Origin of the sequence: Colwellia sp. BRX9-1 (assembly GCF_014077195.1) — a bacterium.
Classification (GTDB): domain Bacteria; phylum Pseudomonadota; class Gammaproteobacteria; order Enterobacterales; family Alteromonadaceae; genus Colwellia_A.
The window spans coordinates 13,717-31,648 of record NZ_JACGVM010000002.1 but is presented as its reverse complement, the minus strand read 5'-3'; the positions used below and the strand labels follow the sequence as shown (position 1 = coordinate 31,648).

Genomic DNA, 17,932 nt, shown 5'->3' with positions numbered 1-17,932 from the left:
AATAATAAAAGTTAATTATTTCAGTGTTATAACGAGATTGATTGGCTAAAAAAATAATGTCATCTAAGAAAGACTGTTTATTTGTTAAGTTATTGTTTTTACTTTTTTTATTACGCTGGTGTCAAAGACAATGTCAGTTTGACTTAAGGGTTTAATTGCGTTTAGAAGACAAAGGTTTAGCTGTGAATTAAATTAAACGCTTATCATGGCGGCTCGTTCACCAATAGAATCATTGAGGGTATTGCACCGCTATGGTGCTTGCGCTTTAAAATGGAGCGATTAATTGAGTATTAAAAATAAACAGTGTGTTAGTGATTGTTTAAGTTATTGTATTTAAATGTTAAATTTTAATTTTATATGGTCTGTAATGTGCATAGACGTTAATGAGTTAAATTTTACTATACATCAACAGATGAATTAAAAGGATAATATGGACGCTATACTTGTTATTATTGCAGTCTCGTTAGCACTTGCTAGCGTTATCAATATAGTATTAACCAAGTTCTCAATTTCGCACATTATTGGCTACATTATTACCGGCACCATAGTAAGCAATATTTTTGATTTCAATGGCAGTGACAATATTCATTCCCTTGAGCTTATTGGTGAATTTGGTATTGTTTTTCTTATGTTTACGATTGGCTTGGAAATGTCTTTTGCGAAGCTAGGTAAAATGAAGGAATTGATATTTTTTAATGGTTTTATCCAAGTTACCTTTAGCGCTATTGTTATTTTTATACTTGCATTTTATCTTTTTAATATTGAACCGATACCCTCATTAATTATTGCGCTTTCATTTAGTTTATCTTCAACGGCTATCGTATTACCTTACCTGAAAAAATCAAAAGATATAGTGACGCCCTATGGTAAAAAATCAGTTGCTATACTGGTCTTTCAAGACTTAGCCGTTATCCCTATTTTACTCTTAATGGGTTTTCTCTCAAATAATGAATTGTCTCTAACCGATGTGCTGCTAAAAACTTTTTTGTATGCCAGTGGTATTCTTATTTTTATGTTCACTATAGGAAAAAAAATAATTGCTTGGTTACTGCATTTTTCATCGAATGCGCTAATGGAAGAACTGTTTTTAATATCGGTATTTACTATCGTATTGGGGGCATCAATTATTGCTCATAACCTCGGTTTTACTTATTCTTTAGGTGCGTTCATTGCGGGGATGATTATTGCCGAAACTAAATTTCACATGAAAGTTGAATCGGATATATCTTCATATAAAGATCTTTTTTTAGGTGTTTTTTTCTTTTCTATTGGCACAAAAATAGACGTTGATTATTTTATAACTCATCTTCATTGGGTGATGAGTGTACTCGTCCTTGTTATGATAATAAAAGCGACGATTATTTATATTTTGATGAGAAAAAAATCGAATAAAAGTGAATCAGTTAAATCTGCTGTTGCCTTATGCCAAGTAGGGGAGTTTTCTTTTGTGATTTTTGCTATGGCAATAAGTCAAAACCTGATAGCAAAAGATTTAGCGAGTTTTCTGATATTGGTTACTGTTTTATCTATGATATTAACCCCTTTTATGGTCAGTAATATTTATAAATTAGCCGCACTTTTTGTCGTTGAATTTTTTGAAGCTGATAAAATAACCACCGTAAAGGTGACTAATCACACCATTGTTTGTGGTTTTGCTATTTTAGGTCGCATTGTAGCGAAAGAACTGACAAATAATGGCATCAACTTTTTAATTATTTCTGATAATTTACAACATGTATTATTGGCAAGAAAGCGTGGCTATAACGCTTATTTTGGTCACCTAGATAAAACGCCCGTACTTGAATCATTAAAAGTAGAGCAAACAACTAGTATCATTATTACGGTAAACACATTAAAGAATAAACAAATAATTTGCCAAGCCGTACTCGATTACTATCCTAATGCAAACTTAGTCGTTAAAGTGAATTCACTTGAGGAGAAAAAGGCACTGGCGGGCATTAATATTAACTTTTTTGTTCATGCACAACATGAAACAGCGGTGCTATTAGTTAAAAAAAGTATGGTTTGAATTGAAGTTTATAACCTGAGTAATAATAATTTTTTAGCTTGATTAGGGCAGTAATAATCCTATAGGCAAAAGTTTTTCGTCACTAAAACCTATTAAAAACCGGTAGAAGACATAATAATATTATTTTAGTCCGCTTTATATCTATAATAATTTCACTTTCATATAGAAATTCATCAATAAAATTTAGCCAATAGACCTTGAATAAGTTATTGATTATTTGATCTAATATTTAGTTAATGTGAATATAGGGTCTATACTTGGGCAGAGATAATATCCGACAATTAATTAATGGGTTAAGCTAGCCTCGTTGTCTTAGAGATAGTCAGGTCATTGCTGAAATCGCCGCTGGGCCTGCTAAAGGATTGTAAACAAAATAATATGACTAATATTAAAACCCTACAACAGAAAATTAAACGTCGTAACTCATTAGCGATAGCTTTAATTGCTGCGTTAATTAGCCTGTCATTTTTAAGTTTGATGCTATTATTTAATCAACAAGCCAAAGATGCTGAAACGATTAATCTTGCTGGCGGCCAAAGAATGTTGTCACAAAAAATAGCTTACCTAGCCATTCAGCATTATCACAATATAACTACGGCTGAAATTGATGAGAAGGTGACAAAAAATCTCTTTGATACGGTCAAATTGTTTACGACTAACCAGCAACTTTTAACAATGATGGTGGTAAACGAATCTAATAGCATGCCTAGTGAATTATACTCATGGTATTTTAACGCGCCGACTGAGCTTAACAAACGGGTCAATCACTTCGCTGAAAGTGCTATTGCGCTTAGTCTGACTCAAAACAAAAAGAATGCTGAGGCAATAGTTAAAGAAAAATTCAATCCAGGGGCTATTAATAATTTACTGATTTCTTTAGATTTAGTCGTTTCCAAAATAGAGCAACATACTAATCAGCGTATAGTTAACATAGAAAGACTCGAAGCATTTTTATGGCTGGTCTCAATGGCTCTATTATTTGCGATAAGCTTCTTCATTTTTAGGCCGCTGCAACGACTCATTAGCAATTATCACCATGAACTTTCACTTTCTAAACAAAAAAGTGTCGAGTTAATGCTGGCGATAAATAAGCACGCGATTGTTTATCGAGTCAATGTCGATGAAAAGGGTACGTTAACGGAAGTTAATCAACGTTTTCTTGATTTCTATCGTTACCGTGAAGAAGAGATCCTTGGTCACAGTGTTGTTGAAATCTGCGCTTCAAGTTATACCCAAGATGATTATAAAGATATATTACAAAAAGCGGTCGCTAAAGAATATTGGCATGGCGAATCCATTAATAAAATTAAAGGTGGCCGAGAGCTATGGTTAAGTACCACCATAGTGCCACTGATTAACAATGAGAATAAGGCAGAATCTTTTATTGTTATTCAGAACGATATTAGTGGTATTAAGCAAACTGAACTGACTCTTAATAAACTCCATAAAATAACCTCGGATATAGACAAAAGCTTAATTGATAAAATTCAAAACATTTTAGAGCTTGGAAAAAAAATATTTAATTTGCCGCTTGCGTTGATCAGTGAAATTCATCATCAAGAATATCGAGTTGTCTATTGTCATACTCCGAACAATGAAATTAATCCTGGAGATATTTTTGATTTAGGCAATACCTATTGTTTTCATACTTTACATGCAAACCAGCCTATTTCTTTTTACCATGCTGGTCAAAGTGAAATAAAAGATCACCCGTGTTATCAAGCTTTTGGTTTAGAAAGCTATATTGGTGTGCCATTGACTGTTGATGGCAAACTGTTTGGCACATTAAATTTTTCTGGCCCTGAACCTTCGGCAAGGCCCTTCACCACCAGGGAATTAGATTTAATTCAATTGTTTTCTCATTGGATAAGTGCAGAGCTAACACGTGTTAAACATAAAAATAGATTGCTAGGGCAACAATCTTTAATGGAAGAAATGGCACAGCAAGCTCGCATTGGTGTCTGGGAAGTTGACCTAGTCAACAACAATGTTTACTGGTCAAAAATGACTAAAGTCATTCATGAAGTGCCCAATGAGTATCAACCAGAACTATCTCAGGCAATTAATTTTTATAAAGAAGGAGAAAGTAGAGAGAAAGTACAAGCGTTAATTGCCAAGTGTATGAATGACGGTAGTGCTTACGAGGAAGATATGCAGTTGGTCACTGCCAAAGGTAAAGAAATTTGGGTGTCTGCTCGTGGTCGTTCCGAGTTTACCGATGGAAAATGTGTGCGTTTGTATGGCTCATTTCAAGATATTACTGATAAAAAGATAAGCCAACAGCGTATTAGTCTGCACAACCAACGAATGAGATTAGCAACAGACTCTGCCGGTATCGGTGTGTGGGAACTTAATTTGCTTAGTAACGAATTAAAGTGGGACGACTGGATGTTTAAGCTTTATGGTGTCGACCGTCAATCAGCTTTAAGTGCGCAAGATGTTTGGGACAAAGGTGTACATCCTGAAGATATCGAGAAGGCCGGTCGTGAATTCATTAATGCAATTAAAGTATACGGTCAGTACGATACACAGTTTCGAATTATATGGCCAAATGGCGAAATAAAGTATATTAAAGCAGCGGCGATTATCAGTTACGACAATAATAAAAAACCAGTATCAATGATAGGTGTGAACTATGACGTTAGCGCAATCGTTGAGAATGAAATCGCGCTTATTAAAGCGAAAGAGCAAGCAGAAGTAGCGGTAACCGCTAAAAATGAATTTTTTGCCAGTATGAGCCACGAAATACGAACACCAATGAATGGTGTTATTGGTATGCTGGATTTAGTTAAAGACTCTGTGTTAAGCCAAGAACAAAATCACCGAATCGGTATCGCCCAGCAAAGTGCTCACTCGCTTTTAGCGTTAATTAACGACGTTTTAGATTTCTCCAAAATAGACGCTAATAAGTTAGAACTTGAAAATGTGAGTTTTAACATACGTGATATGGTTGGTGACTTAGCCGAATCTTTTGCGCAACAAGCTCAGCACAAAGGCTTAGAGTTAATCGTTGACCTTGTTGATATTGAAGAGTCGCTAGTGGTTGGCGATCCTAATCGACTTCGTCAAATATTGACCAATTTATTAGCTAATGCTATTAAGTTTACCAAACAAGGCGAGGTGGTTATTCGTCTTTGCCAGCAAAATCACTCGACAACGCATTGGCGAATTATTGCTGAAATATCTGATACTGGTATCGGTATACCAAAAGATAAGCAGCAAGGATTGTTTGAAGTGTTTAGTCAAGTTGATGCCTCAACAACACGAGAATATGGCGGCACAGGGCTTGGTCTTGCTATCGTTAAAAAGCTTTGCTTATGTATGCAAGGCAGTGTCGATGTTGATAGTAACCCAGGTGAAGGTAGTACTTTTAGCTGTGATTTATTGTTAGAAAAATCAGCGGATTCTTTATTGTCTCAACCTGTAAAAGCTTTGCAAGGCAAACGTGTGCTGGTTATAGAGCAAAATCAATCCTGCGCTAACGTTATTAAACGCCAATTAAACTGCTGGCATGTAGAAGCTGATATCATAACGACCTTACAACCTGCGCTCACAGCTCTTAATAAGCAAACAGAAAATGACCACTATGATTTGTTGATCATTAATCAACAACTTGCTGATTTAGATGCTTTAGCATTTGTTAAAACAGTGCGCTTGAATCCGGTGCACAAAAATCTAAAAATAATGTTTATGACGCTAATGAGCATTCAGCATAATTTAGCCGATAGCACGGCAAGTGGTATTGATGGTTTTTTTCCTAAACCGGTAATTACCACCGATTTACAACGAGCATTAAACACTTTATTAGCTGAACCTGAAAAACAGCTCATCAGTGAAGTGACCACGGCTAAATTAACACGTTTATCTAATGAGGATAGTAGCTGGACAAAAAAGGTTAAATTACTACTGGTAGAAGATAATCGAGTTAATCAAATGGTTGCTATGGCGGTATTGAAAAAAATAGGAATAACCCAATGTGTTATTGCCATTAACGGTAAAGATGCCATTGAAAAGCTTAAAGCAAGTGATGAGAGCCAGCCATTTACTTTTATTTTTATGGACTGTCAAATGCCTGAAATGGATGGTTACCAAGCAACAGCCTCGATTAGGCAAGGTAATGCAGGAGCTCGCTATTTAAGTATTCCTATCGTTGCTATGACGGCCAATGCGATGGTTGGAGATGAAGAAAAATGCTTGTCTGCAGGGATGGATGATTATTTGGTTAAGCCGATCAACAAAGAACAAGTGAAAGAGGCAATCAAAATATTTCAATTAAAATAGCTGCTAGGCATAAAAAGTCAAACCAATATTGAGCGTAATAAAATAGTAAAAATCGCGTAAAAAACAGCCGTCTTAATAGGGCGGCTTGGTCATAATATTAATGTTTATTAGACTGCTCTGTGTTGTTATTACAGCAAAAGTGATTATTTTAAAAATATATTTTAGTGATTTTATTATGAATATCATTGATAGTTTTTTATCTTGTTTTTGAATGATAGAAAACGTCTAATCCATAGGCTAGTAAGCATTCTTGCAATGATGTATACAAACCAACGACAGCTCATTTTATCGTTGGCTTGAAAGCAGAAAACCGTAAATATTCTCTTCAAGTTAAGGTCATGTGGTATGTCAATGCATTGACCGTTATTAAGTGAACTCAGAGAATGTTGTGGTCGTGAAGACTGAAATATCGGCTGTCACGACCCTAAGTTATCGAGATTAAACGTGGAGATCACCCTTTACCTTGGGTGCGATTTCGATTGGATTTAGCGCTAGCATTCTTTTCAATAAACTTTTTCTCAATAAACTTGAAGATCATGGTGGCAACATCCTTTTCAGTCGCGGCTTCAATACCGGCTAAACCCGGTGAAGAATTTACTTCCATGACCACTGGGCCACGTTCGGCGCGCAGTAAATCAACGCCACAAACGTTCAGCCCCATAATGTTTGCTGCTGATACGGCCGTTGCTCTTTCTTCTGGGGTCAGTTTAACGAGTACCGCTGAACCGCCGCGGTGTAAATTTGATCTAAATTCACCCTCGGCGCCTTGACGCTTCATTGCGGCAACAACACGGTCTCCAACGACAAAACATCGAATATCAGCACCACCGGCTTCTTTGATAAACTCTTGAATTAAAATATCAGCATTTAAACCCATAAATGCTTCAACAATCGCTTCTGCTGATTTAGTTGTTTCAGCAAGTACGACTCCAATACCTTGTGTACCCTCAAGTAACTTAATCACGCAAGGTGCGCCACCGACGTTCTTAATTAAATCTTTTACATTATCAGGACGATTAGCAAAGCCGGTTCTTGGTAAGCCGATGCCTTTTCTTGACAGGAGTTGCATAGAGCGTAACTTGTCTCTAGAGCGACTAATCGCTACAGATTCATTGACACTAAAAGCACCGGTCATTTCAAATTGACGGACTACCGCGGTGCCATAGAAAGAAATTGATGCGCCAATACGCGGTATAATAGCGTCGTACTGTGGCAGCTCTTTACCTTTGTAGCGCACAACAGATCTATCACTAGTGATATCCATATAACAATGCAGTGTATCGATAACGTCAACTTGGTGACCCAGCGCTTCACCCGCTTCTTTTAAGCGACGAGTCGAGTACAACTTCTTGTTTCTAGATAAGATTGCTATTTTCATGTTTGATTTCCTGTTTTTATAAAGAACAATAGTCTATAGACTAGACTGTTTACTAAATAGTCACAAAAAATAAAAGTTTTTTTGACAAAGGCGGTAAACAAGCTCAACTTTATTGTGCATGTCAATATGACCATTTGAAATTTTATCTGATGAGTACAGCATATATTCTAGACCGATGATAAAGCACCGTCTTCTTTTGGATTAGCCTTATAAAACAACAAATTCAATGGTTTGTGTTGAATTGGTCGCGAGCCTTTAATAATAGATATAAAGCCGATATGACATCACAAGAAATTTTAAAATCAGCGACGGTTAATGCGGCTGATTTAATGGTGATGTCAAAGCGTTTATGAACACTCGAAGTCGGAAAAGTTGCTGACATTATTACCATGCACGCTAGCCCTTTCGTTGATATTAATGAATTATTAGCTGTTGATTTTGTAATGAAGTCAGATGACGTGGTCAAGTCTAAGTAATGGCGTAACCCTTAATAAAAAGCCTGTTTAATCTTTGTTAAACAGGCTTTGTACTTATCATATTGAGTGATGCTGCTTATTGCAGGACTACCATAAAAAGCATGGCATTATTTTACGCTAAAGCGTCACTTCTTCTGCGCTGCTGACGGTTTCGGTGATTTGTTTACGTTGGTTCATTCTCAAGGCTAAATACAAATCAGAATGCACATAAATTCCATCGTGACCTGATTTAATCTCTGCTTTTACAAACCACGCCAACAACTGTCTTTTTCTGCCAGCAAGCTCAAGGCGAACCCCGCGCTTTCTAAAAATAACCTCTAAATCTGATAGCATCGCCATCACACTTAAGTCTAAATGAGTAAAACATGGCACCGCATCAATAATTACACACTCAATGTCATCTTTTTGTCTGGCATATTGTTCTAACAATCGGCGTTTAAAGAAACTAGAATTAAAGTAAGTTAAAGGCGAATTAAAACGATAAATAAAAATACCGTCCACCGCTTTTGCTTTATCACTGGCATCTAAACTTCTTACTACACCGTTGATATCAACACCGAGTATATGGTCGGTGGGGCGCATTACCGTCCTAATAAATTGGAATAAACCTAGTAATACAGCAAGGGTAATACCGGGAATAACACCAATAAATAACACCGCTAATAAAGTGGTTAAGGTTAAGTAAAATGCTTGTCGGTCTTTTAGTCTGAGTTTCCAGACCATTTTAAGATCTAGTAGGTGCACAGAAGCAATAATCAAGACAACCCCCAAGGCGGCACTGGGAATAAATTCAAGGGGTGCGGTAAAGAAAATAGCAATAATAGCAATAATGGCTGCGGCTATAATAGAGACTAATTGGGTTTTACCGCCATTGGCATCATTGACTGCGGTGCGAGAAGAGGCGCCACTGACGGCAAAACCCTGTGATACAGCCGACGCTAAATTAGCAATACCTAAAGCCATAAATTCTTTATCCGCATCAACGTCATAGCCATTCTTTGCGGCAAAGCTGCGAGCGGTGAGCATCATGCTAACAAAACTTATTATCGCTAAGTTAAGTGCTGGCATAACAAGCTCACGAATAACACCGACATTAAATTCAGGTGTTTGAAATAAGGGTAAGCCCCCCTCGACAACGCCAATGGTTTTTATACCAAACTGCTCTAATTTAAAAAGCCATACTAAGGCTGCACCCAACGCAATGGCAAACATTGAAGCAGGCCAAGTGGGCTTTAGGCGTTTCATACCAAAATAAATAGCCAGGGTAAATAAGGCGATAGTTAATGTTGGGAAATGTGTTTGTGCTAAGTAATCAGGGACACCGCCCAAACGTTCGAGCAGATACCTTTCATCAAAGGTAAAACCAAATATTTTAGAAAATTGACCAACAATAACTGTTATCGCAACACCATTTAACAGCCCCATTAAAATAGGTTTAGACAAGAAGTCAGCCAATACACCAAGCTTAAAACGACTGGCCAGAATGCACCAAAAACCGGTCATCGCTGTCATGGTAATAACTAACTGCCAATGCTTTGTACTGTCGCCGGCGGCTAAAGGGGTGATCAGTGCCGCAATAACTGCACAAGTTGCCGCATCAGGCCCAACGATTAATTGCTTAGAGGTCCCAAATAATGCATATACCATCATAGGTAATACACAGGAGTACAAGCCTACTACGGCATTAACTCCGGTGAGTTGTGCATAAGCTATAGCAACCGGTAATGCAACGGCTGCAACCGATAATGCCGCTTTAACATCATCAGCAAACCAACTTCTTTCATAGTTAAATAAGGTGTTTAAACCTGGCATAAAATCATACAAACGTGACAACACAATAGCTCCCTTATTTATTTAGTGCTCAGCGATGCTATGCGTTTTGCTAATGGCGGATGACTCGAAAAGAGTGCGCTCATTTTACTTGAGCTAATGGCAAAAGCTGACATTTCGGTCGGTAGCTGGGGCAAGTTTTGTAGTTGCTCTAGTTTACTGAGTGCGGCAATCATATTTTGTCGGCCCGCAAGGCTTGCACCACCTTCATCTGCTCTAAATTCTCGATAGCGAGAAAACCACATCATTATCATAGTCGCTAATAAGCCCAATACGAGTTGAGAAACTAATGAGACAATCCAAAAGGCAGGTCCGTGACCACTTTTTACGTTAAATACATTGCGGTCAACCACATGACCGATAATGCGTGATAAGAACACCACGAAGGTATTTAAAACCCCTTGCAGAAGTGTCATTGTTACCATATCGCCATTGGCGACGTGGCTTATTTCATGAGCAAGAACCGCTTTTACCTCATTTTGACTCATGTGACTTAATAAGCCGGTACTTACCGCGACTAAAGCATTATTTCTACTCCAACCCGTTGCAAAAGCGTTCGGTGAAGGATGATTAAAAATACCGACTTCAGGCATGCCAATATTGGCTTTAAGGGCTTGTTCTTGTACTGTTTTGAGTAGCCAGCGCTCGGTTTGATTACTCGGCGTCACGATAACCTCGACGCCCATACTTCTTTTCGCCATAAACTTAGAAATAAACAAGGAAATAAACAAGGAAATAAACGAACCACTAAAGCCAATAACCGTGGCATAAATGAGTAATGATTGAAAATTAAGGTCGACGCCATTTTCTGCCAACAAGCCTTCAATACCAAATAAGCTAAAGGTAATACTCAAAATCATCATAATGGCAATGTTAGTGGCCAAAAATAGTAAGATTCTCATTTTTTATCTCTTCATTTTGCAATAATAATGCCTTTATAGACAAGGCTGTTAGTCAAATAGTCACAAAGTAATTTAATCAAATAGTGGGCAAGTAATCAAAGTATATTTATTGATAATAGGCGAAGTGTTAAAAATTTATTCGGGTGTTTTATTTAGACTGAAAATAAGTGATGTGCTGACTGGTTTTAGGTTTTACTCTGTCTGTATTATCAATGATTTTTTTGTGTTTAGGGTTAATGTGACTTTATTTTACTTTCACGAGTCTAGATAGAGGTGGAAAATTATGACCACATCATTAAGAATACAAAACATTTAAAGGAAAGATATGAAAGCTCTAATTTTACTGATGGCTATTGTCATGGTTGCTCCTGTTCACGCAACGCAAAATATATTCAACGTGCTAGTGCAAGATACAAACTTAGTGAAAGATATTCGCGCTGAGGAAGAAAATATTTGGATTAAACTGGCAGCCGCTAATCTTGCTGATGAAATAATTATACGAATTTCAAGTAAAGATAAAGATTTATATCGTCCATGGTTTAATGGCAGTGTTGATCTTCAATCGAAAGGTTTTCGTGGTAACGATATCTGGTCTGATAGACTTCAGACCCAAGCTAACTTCGTAGAGTACTGGCACAAAGGTCGGTTAGTTCTTCATCTTCAGCGCAAGTAATGACATTTTTTGAATAGGGAGTCATCAATTGTTTTTGAGTCTGTAATCTAGTGGCAGGCTAAATAGTCCTACCTTTTATATAAGGGATTAAAAACGTTAGCTCATATATTATGGTCTATTCGGTTTTAATCCCTGCTACTTTTTTAATTTTTTTTAAATAAAGAATAAATCGTTTGTAACGTCTTTTTAAGGCGAAGTTGGCGGTGTTACTTTTACCGAGATGTTTTGTGCTTGCCCTATACCTTTTAACAAGCGACCTAGGATGTCAGCGCCGGTAATAATACGATGAGGTAAGTCTGTCCAAACGATAATAGCATCAGTATGTAAAACGTCGTCTGAGGTTGGTTCAGCATCATGCACTGATTTTAGTTTGTTCATCGCTTCGCCCAAGGTACATTTTGGATCGCGAATAATAACGGGGCGATGACAAAATTCGTAAGGGTCAATAGGGTTGTTTTCTTGTGTTGTTGCGCGAACAAATCCATCTGCATCTAACAATAATAAAGGTACACCGGCTTCACTTTGTATCAATACCCATTTGTGTCCAGAGTTATTAACTACGCTAATAAAGTCTTTGAATTCGGCACTACCGTATGCTGGTAATATTGGGAAGTCTAATTTGCTTGGCATACTAATAATACTGGCAGGGTCGAGTAGTTCGCCTTCCTCAAAAACGGTGATGTTCTCAACTTGTAGAAAATTGAGTGCGCCACGGCCTTGTACATGCTCCATGTCGGAATCATCTGAGTCGATATGCGCTTTTATAATTGCGGCAAGTTGTTTTTCTCGATAGTAGGTAATACCTTCTTTTCCTAACCATCCATCTAGAATTAAAGCGGTTAACTTGGCAACCGGAAAGAGTAGTATTTGATAAACCTTAATAACGGGTGTTAATTTTGAGGCAACTTGGAGAGCGTTACGCGAAAAGTAAGCTTGAGGAATAATCTCACCTAAAAAAGTAATCACTATGGTTGAAAATAAGAATGAGTATATACCGGCGAGTACCGAGCCAGAAAGCAGAGTCAGTAAAACATTAATAGAAACATTACCCCAAAGCACGGTTGAGAGTAAAAAGTTTGAATCTTCGCGCATAGATAAGATAATAATTGCATTTTTGTTGCCTTGTTTTGCTTCTACCTCTAATTGCAGTCGGCTTAGGCTGAAAAATGCTAAGTTTAATCCAGAAAAAATGGCAGATTGAGTAATACAAAACCCAATGCCTAACCAGATTATTATGTCGTATGTCATGTTGAACTCTCTAAAGTTAGTTAAGTGCAATAGCACGTTAATGCAGGTGAAATGGACTTGCACGGACAATAAAAGTTTACTTGGCGATAGTTATCACGCGCAGCTATCTATATAGACGAAAAACAAGCGATATAAGTCACATTTTTATTGAGTAAGAAGATTAATTTTTACTGTGCTGCTATTTGATTATTACCTAAATTAAAAACTTTATGAAAAATAGTTATTTGGGTGTGACCAATTTTTCTCATCATACGTCTATATTATTATCGTTATGTTTACCCAAATATATCAATCGCGCTAACTCTAAAGGGAAACCGAGAATGACCACTCAAAACTACCATGATTGGCAAACCGCTTTATCATCAAGCTATGAGCAATTAAATAACACTTTAGTGTTGCATGTTCCGCAACTGATTGGGGCATTATTTCTTATTCTATTAGGCTGGGTCATTGCTTGGCTATCGAGCAAATTAACATTAACAATCCTAAAGTTTATTAGCCGGGTATGGCAAAAAGTCGCTAGAGAGACCTCTATAACAGCAGTGACCGAGATTAAATCTTCTCATGCGGCGGTTATTAGTAAAACCATCTTTTGGGTGGTTATGCTATTTTTTATTGCGGCAGCAACATCGAGTTTAGGGCTCGACTTTTTCTCTTCATGGTTAAGTACTGTGCTTGGATACTTCCCGCAGTTTTTAGCCGCAGTATTTATTGTTATGGTCGGTTACCTTTTGGGGAATATTGTTGGTGTGATGACTGAAAGTGCGGCAGAAGCCTCTTCATTTAGTCAAGCTACGTCTCTAGGGAGTCTTGCCAAGTTTTCAATATTCTTTGTTGCATTAGTGGTTGGTATTGAACAACTCGGCATTAATATCCAATTTATCACTACGTTTATTATCGTCGTGGTTGGGGTTTTATTATTTGGACTGGCACTTGCGTTTGGCCTTGGCAGTAAGGTATTTGTTGCCAATATTATTGCTGCAAGACAAGCCAAACGTTATTTTAGGCTCAACGAATATCTTAAAATAGCTGATGTTGAAGGAATTTTGATTGATATAACACCTACTATGCTACTGCTAGAAACTGAAGACGGACGCGTGTTTATCCCTGCCCGTGTCTGTATGGAAAACAAAGCGGGTGTGGCTGTTATTGTTGAATGTAAGTCAGCGTCAGCAACAACTCAGTCATAAGTTAAGTGGTTATAGAAAGGCGAATTTTAATGGCTAATCACAATCTAAAAATCACTATTCATTTCTTTAATGAAGAACCACTTGCTGCAGCGCGAAAACTCGACCTTATTGGCGCAGAGAGTGCGGCAGAAATATTACAAGAAGTTCCTATTTCAGTGGTCTCAAAAGTCATTTGCGCGATGCTACCCAGTGCTGCGGCGAAAGTGCTTGTTTTAACCGCGGATGATTTTAATTATGCCCTTTTTGAAACGATTGAATTAGCAGATACTGCCGCTATTTTGCGTTATATAAGCGTTGAAGAGAGAAAGCGCTTAATTGAATTGATCCCTAAAAGCCGGCGAGCTCTGTGTAAATTACTGATCAGTTATCCTGAAAACACTGTCGGTGCATTAATCGAAACCAATATCTTAGTCATCGACAGTCAAATGATGGTAGCAGAAGCAATACTGCGTGTTAAAAAACAAAACTACTTTGATAGTCACGAAGTATTGATCGTTAACAGCAAGCGAAAAATAGTAGGTAAAGTGTCAGTTTTTGACCTGCTACATGCCGCGTCTGCAACGCGTATTTCAGCGCTAGTTAATAAGCATGTTGACACGGTTAATGGGTTATCAGACGTCAGTACCGTTTTAGCTCTCGATATTTGGCAAAAAACTGACGCCATTGCGGTGATTAATCGTAAGAAAGAGTTTATTGGTATTCTGCGTCATTACGATTTGCGGGCTTTCATCGCACGAAATGAAAAAGTGACGACTATGCCACCGTCCTTATCGTGGGAAGTCGCCGATGCTTATGGTTATACGCTTCGCTCATTATCTGAATTATTTATTAACACTAAATAGCCAAATGACTCACCTTTGGCTTATTTATCTGGAGAATACCTATGTTATCAGCACAACAAAGTGTTAAAGAAACGACTCAGCTATTAAGTCAGGCGTTTTTGCTTAACTATCCACTTAAAAGCGCTCGATATCTAGAAACATTTGCGATAGAAGATGCCGCCGAGTTGTTGGAACAACAGACAGTGATAACAACCTTAGGGCTGTGGAAATATATTCCTCCAGGTGCTGCTGACAGCATTTTTTGTCAACTGAGTGAGCAATACTCAAATAACTTGTTAAGTCATATGGATAGCCACTTGGCAGCAGCACTTATTAGTAGGCAATCTGATGAGCAGCAAGAAAGAATTTTTAAGCAATTAAGTACCGCATTGGTAGACGACCTTAAAGAGCTACTTATTTATCCTGTTAATAGTGCTGCTCGATTAATGAATCGTCAGGTTAATGTGTTTTATCAGGATCTAAAGGCCAGCCAAGCATTGAATGCATTAAAACAAAGAGCGTTTAGTGGCCAAGATGTTATGTACATTCAAGATAACGATCAAATATTAGTGGGGGAGGTCGATATTGCTGATTTGCTCAAAGCGAATGCAAATACGACATTGCTTTCTTTAGCTAAACCGGTTAAAACGACCCTCAATGCACTGGACAGCAAGGAGCTAGTTATTGAAAAATTTGAGGGCTATCGCTGTCGAGCAATACCTGTTTTAGATGCTCATCAGCAAATATTAGGCTTTATCAGGTTCTTTGATGTCTACCAAACGACTAAAGAAGACTTGGCCAGTGATATGCAGACTATGGTGGGTGTTAGCAAAGATGAACGGGCGTTATCAACGAGTTGGTTCGCGGTGAAAAAACGCATGCCTTGGTTACAAATAAATTTACTCACCGCCTTTGCTGCAGCGGCCGTGGTGGGAGCATTCGAAGGTTTGATTTCTGAGGTTACCGCATTAGCTATTTTATTACCTGTTGCTGCCGGTCAGTCGGGTAATGCAGGAGCTCAGGCATTAGCGGTAACTATGCGCGGTTTAACACTCCGTGAGATAACGACTAAACAGTGGCGTCAGGTTTTAATGAAAGAAATGGCGACAGGGTTGCTTAACGGTTTGGCAACGGCGGTGACTTGTTCTATCGCTGTCTATTTGTGGAGCCAATCATTTGGGCTAGCAATCGTTATCGCTTTGGCAATGGTATCTTCTTTGGTTATTGCCGGCAGTGCGGGTGCAGTGGTGCCTATTTTACTGAAAAAGTTAGGTATGGATCCCGCTCAGTCTTCATCCATTGTATTGACTACAATAACCGATATTGCTGGTTTTATGTCATTTTTGGGCATCGCCTTATTACTCTCAGATATGTTACCAAGGGGTTAGGACATTATTACTTAGCCCTATATAATTGATTCATCTAGGCTTAATTCACTGAGCTTATAATTTTCAATCTTTATTACTTTATTACTTTATTACTTTATTAGGAATGTATGCTCAAAGAATTATTGATACACCCGGTTTTTATTTCATTGTTAGTGCTTGGTTCGGCATTTAGTTTAAAGGTGCTCGTTGACATTTTAGCGCACAAGCGCGCGGTAAAAAAATCTTTAGATGTTAGGAATACCTCACACAATATTAAGCATCTGATTAACTTTATTATGGTGTTAATGTTGTTATTGGTCTGGTCGACTGAAATTCAAAACTTTGCTTTATCGGTGGCGGCTTTTGCGGTGGCGATTGTGCTTGCCACAAGAGAGTTCATTCAATGTGTGATCGGTTTTGTCTACTTAGTGACAACCCGACCTTTTAGGATCGGTGATTGGGTACAAGTTGGAGATTATTGTGGGGAAGTAGTGGAAATGGACTGGATAAAAACCACACTGCATGAAATTGATATGCGGACTTATCAGTTTTCAAGGAAAACAATTTACCTCCCTAATAACAAGCTCATTACCAGTGCGATAAAAAACTTAAATTTTAACAAGCGTTATGCGACCCACCATTTTACCATTATCCGTAAAGAAAGTTTTAACCCTTATCCGATTTATGACGCGATCGCTAATAACGCTAAACAATATTGCCAAGAATTTCATGAAGTGGCTAGTCGTTACAACACCGTAATTGAAAGAAAGCTAGAAGCCAAAATTTCTGGCCCTGATCCTGAAATACATTTCAGCACTACAGACTTAGGTGAGTTTATAGCAAATTTCACTTTGTTTTGTCCTACTGAAAAAGCATTAACAATTGAACACAAGTTAACTGAAGACTTTATGGGGCTTTGGTATAAAGAATTTAAAAAACAAAGTACTTAAGGCTCAATTACTTTTTATTCAGCCGTTTAATTTCTTTATGTGAGCCGTTTACATATTGTCTCATCGCTTTTAAAAGGTTATTGAATAGCGGTTAAGCCGCTAATAAATTTGATTCAAATTTGTTCAATGCTCGGTAGTAGCACATTTTTACGGTACTTTTATTGATATCTAAAAATTTTGCAATTTCACTCAGTGGTAGGCCTTTAACAAAGTGAAATTGCAAAATGTTTTTCTCTTGATGATTGAGTGTTTTGATTAACGTATTAAATTCCAAGGGCGACTCAACAGCTTCAACGAGTTGTTCAGCATATTGAAAACTATCGTCTGAAAAGGTCGCTCTATACTTGCTATTACTGCGATAAAAACTGGCACAAACATTGGCTGCTATTTTCATCACCCATGTTTTTAGGCTACTTTTTCCTTCAAAGCGGCTATAAGCTTGGTAAGCTTTAAACAAAGTGTCCTGACAAGCTTCTTCTGCATCAGGTAAATTGTGAAGGTAGCTTTGGCAAAAATTTAATACCTGCGTTCTTAAACCTTCTAGTGCATGGCTTAATGCTGATTTTGACAATGTAGCTTTCGTCGCTGGGGTATTTTCGACAAGTGTATTGATAAGTATGTCCCTAAACTAAATAAGTCATTAGTGGCACAATTTAGGTAGGTAATATTAAGCTCAGCTTAAGCTTGTAGATATTATATTGTTAAATAAGAGAAAAATATTGAGTTAAATAGTAGCTAAACAGCTGAACTTAGCGTGGTTAACAGCAAGGAGTTCAGCATGATAGCT

The 17,932-nt window shown here is 37.7% G+C and carries 12 protein-coding genes; 7 read left to right on the top strand and 5 right to left on the bottom strand.

What is annotated here, in order from left to right; genetic code table 11:
• Nucleotides 1-430 precede the first annotated feature (430 nt).
• Together H4J76_RS02730 and H4J76_RS02725 are read left to right on the top strand one after the other, a co-directional pair.
• Nucleotides 431-2,029, top strand: a complete 1,599-nt coding sequence (locus H4J76_RS02730) for a cation:proton antiporter (RefSeq protein ID WP_182217015.1) — start codon at nucleotides 431-433, stop codon at nucleotides 2,027-2,029.
• A gap of 378 nt (nucleotides 2,030-2,407) precedes the next feature.
• Nucleotides 2,408-6,310, top strand: a complete 3,903-nt coding sequence (locus H4J76_RS02725; protein ID WP_182217013.1) for a response regulator — start codon at nucleotides 2,408-2,410, stop codon at nucleotides 6,308-6,310.
• 451 nt (nucleotides 6,311-6,761) lie between these two features.
• Here H4J76_RS02725 and rimK read toward each other — a convergent pair whose 3' ends face one another.
• The 3 genes from rimK to htpX all read right to left on the bottom strand — a co-directional run bounded on the left by rimK (nucleotide 6,762) and on the right by htpX (nucleotide 10,896).
• Nucleotides 6,762-7,688 carry a 30S ribosomal protein S6--L-glutamate ligase gene (rimK, locus tag H4J76_RS02720; RefSeq protein ID WP_070373965.1) on the bottom strand — a complete coding sequence of 309 codons (927 nt, stop codon included), beginning with the start codon at nucleotides 7,686-7,688 and terminating at the stop codon, nucleotides 6,762-6,764.
• A 593-nt stretch (nucleotides 7,689-8,281) separates the two neighbouring features.
• Nucleotides 8,282-10,000 (bottom strand): SulP family inorganic anion transporter, encoded by a 1,719-nt coding sequence (locus H4J76_RS02715; RefSeq protein WP_182230083.1) that lies wholly within the window; start codon nucleotides 9,998-10,000, stop codon nucleotides 8,282-8,284.
• A gap of 14 nt (nucleotides 10,001-10,014) precedes the next feature.
• Nucleotides 10,015-10,896 carry a protease HtpX gene (htpX, locus tag H4J76_RS02710; RefSeq protein WP_182230082.1) on the bottom strand — a complete coding sequence of 294 codons (882 nt, stop codon included), beginning with the start codon at nucleotides 10,894-10,896 and terminating at the stop codon, nucleotides 10,015-10,017.
• Nucleotides 10,897-11,221: 325 nt separating this feature from the next.
• Here htpX and H4J76_RS02705 point away from each other — a divergent pair, with 325 nt between their 5' ends.
• Complete coding sequence (locus H4J76_RS02705) at nucleotides 11,222-11,569, top strand: hypothetical protein (protein ID WP_182230081.1); 348 nt, start codon at nucleotides 11,222-11,224, stop codon at nucleotides 11,567-11,569.
• A gap of 186 nt (nucleotides 11,570-11,755) precedes the next feature.
• Here the strand turns inward: H4J76_RS02705 and H4J76_RS02700 are convergent, their stop codons facing one another.
• The gene (locus H4J76_RS02700) at nucleotides 11,756-12,817 is read right to left on the bottom strand and encodes a DUF21 domain-containing protein (RefSeq protein WP_182217007.1); all 1,062 of its coding nucleotides are present in this window, start codon (nucleotides 12,815-12,817) and stop codon (nucleotides 11,756-11,758) included.
• A gap of 320 nt (nucleotides 12,818-13,137) precedes the next feature.
• Here H4J76_RS02700 and H4J76_RS02695 point away from each other — a divergent pair, with 320 nt between their 5' ends.
• From H4J76_RS02695 to H4J76_RS02680, 4 genes are all read left to right on the top strand, one after another.
• Entirely contained in the window at nucleotides 13,138-14,007 is an 870-nt protein-coding gene (locus H4J76_RS02695) for a mechanosensitive ion channel family protein (RefSeq protein WP_182230080.1), read from the top strand.
• A 29-nt stretch (nucleotides 14,008-14,036) separates the two neighbouring features.
• Nucleotides 14,037-14,849: a magnesium transporter MgtE N-terminal domain-containing protein gene (locus H4J76_RS02690; RefSeq protein ID WP_182230079.1), complete on the top strand. Its 813-nt coding sequence runs from the start codon at nucleotides 14,037-14,039 to the stop codon at nucleotides 14,847-14,849.
• A 41-nt stretch (nucleotides 14,850-14,890) separates the two neighbouring features.
• Nucleotides 14,891-16,216 carry a magnesium transporter gene (locus tag H4J76_RS02685; protein WP_182230078.1) on the top strand — a complete coding sequence of 442 codons (1,326 nt, stop codon included), beginning with the start codon at nucleotides 14,891-14,893 and terminating at the stop codon, nucleotides 16,214-16,216.
• A 107-nt stretch (nucleotides 16,217-16,323) separates the two neighbouring features.
• On the top strand, nucleotides 16,324-17,145 hold the full coding sequence (locus H4J76_RS02680) for a mechanosensitive ion channel family protein (RefSeq protein WP_182217001.1): 822 nt from the start codon (nucleotides 16,324-16,326) through the stop codon (nucleotides 17,143-17,145).
• A 91-nt stretch (nucleotides 17,146-17,236) separates the two neighbouring features.
• Here H4J76_RS02680 and H4J76_RS02675 read toward each other — a convergent pair whose 3' ends face one another.
• Nucleotides 17,237-17,716 carry an RNA polymerase sigma factor gene (locus H4J76_RS02675; protein WP_182217000.1) on the bottom strand — a complete coding sequence of 160 codons (480 nt, stop codon included), beginning with the start codon at nucleotides 17,714-17,716 and terminating at the stop codon, nucleotides 17,237-17,239.
• Between the last annotated feature and the right edge of the window lie 216 nt (nucleotides 17,717-17,932).